The sequence below is a fragment of the Galactobacter valiniphilus genome (assembly GCF_003575975.1).
Taxonomy (GTDB): domain Bacteria; phylum Actinomycetota; class Actinomycetes; order Actinomycetales; family Micrococcaceae; genus Galactobacter; species Galactobacter valiniphilus.
On record NZ_QQXK01000064.1, the window covers coordinates 1 to 1,492 of the forward strand.

The 1,492-nt window shown below is 63.2% G+C and carries 2 protein-coding genes; both read right to left on the bottom strand.

Going from position 1 to position 1,492, the window contains the following annotated elements; translation table 11 throughout:
- Positions 1–167 precede the first annotated feature (167 nt).
- Positions 168–863: a PAQR family membrane homeostasis protein TrhA gene (gene trhA / locus DWB68_RS15690; RefSeq protein ID WP_119426046.1), complete on the bottom strand. Its 696-nt coding sequence runs from the start codon at positions 861–863 to the stop codon at positions 168–170.
- 257 nt (positions 864–1,120) lie between these two features.
- Positions 1,121–1,492: fatty acid desaturase family protein (locus tag DWB68_RS15695; protein ID WP_199700482.1), on the bottom strand; the 372-nt coding region annotated here is incomplete at its 5' end.

The following is a 1,492-nucleotide window of genomic DNA, read 5'->3' on the forward strand; positions in this document are numbered from 1 at the left end:
AGGGCCTCGACGTCCCTCACCCCGCAGCCCAACTCACACCGGCGCGCCGCTCACCCCCACCGCAAGTAGGAAGAGCCTCATTCCCCGGCCGGAGCATGCACTGCCGGCACGTAGGTTCTCTCAACGCCCGGGGCCGCGTCCAATGTCCCTCGTCCAACGAGTGAGGTTCAGGTGGCGATGAGGAGGACGGCTGCCCAATGGCAGAGGTAAGCCAGGACGGTGCAGGTGTGAAAGATTTCGTGGAAGCCGAAGGCGCCGGGGAAGGGGTTGGGGCGTTTACTTGCGTAGGCGATGGCACCGAGGGTGTAGAGCAGTCCTCCGATGAGGACGAGGAGCATTGCTGGGGCGTTGGCGGCAAAGAGGTCGCCGATGAACATGACGATTCCCCAGCCCAGCAGGAGGTAGAGGGCTACGTAGATCCAGCGTGGGGCGCTGAGCCAGAACATCCTGAAGCCGATCCCCAAGGCGGTCGCGCCCCAGACGATCCAGAGGATAGGGGTGCCTTTCTCCGGCGGGAGGGCAAGGGCGGCGATCGGGGTGTAGGTCCCGGCGATGAGCAGGAAGATGTTGCAGTGATCCAGCCGGCGGAAGAGCTGCTTGGTTGCAGGTTTCCAGTTGATGCGGTGGTAGAGCGCCGAGATGCCAAAGAGTAATGCCGAGGTGACTGCGAAGATGAGGCAGGCCAGCGTGGCCTCGGCACCCTGGGCCAGGGCCACCAGGATGATTCCTAGCGCGATGGACACTGGGAAGGTGCCGGCGTGAATCCAGCCTCTCCAAGAGGGTTTCACTTCATGTAGCCCGCTACCTGAGCCCTCCTGGGCATCGAGCAGTGGCAGGTGGGCGGGGGCGTTCTCGTCAGACATTGACGTAGGAATCATCCTTCTCTTTTGGCCGGCCGTTTGCATATTGCGCAGGCATCATATGCATCAAGGTTGCTCTTGGGCACGCACTGGTTGCGGTACGGGTGACGGCGGTCACGGCGGTCACGGCGGTGACGGCGCGGGGAGGGATGGACCCGTCCTCCAGCAAGGGTCGGTTCAGGCGTACGTACTGGCAAAGGGGTGGGAGACTCTTTGGCCTCTTCGCAACATCAAAGTGGGAGTTGCTGACGGAGGAGACGTCAGCGACGTCCGAACTGCGCCGCGATGGGGCAGTCGAAGGGGTCTCGAGCACCCAGGCCGACGCGGTTGAGGTAACGGATCACGATCCGGTAGGACTCGATGAGCGAGGTTTCGGTGTAGGGGACTGCATGCCTGGTGCAGTAGTCCTGAACGATGATCCTGGCCCGCGCCAGGTGCGGGCGCGGCATGCTGGGGAAGAGGTGATGCTCGATCTGGTAGTTGAGTCCTCCCATGAGCCAAGTGGCCCACCAGCCGCCCCGGATGTTGCGAGAGGTACGCACCTGCTTGCTGAAAAAGTCGAGCTTGGCAGAGGCCGCGATCACGGGCATGCCCTTGTGGTTGGGCGCGAACGATGCGCCCATGTAGACGCC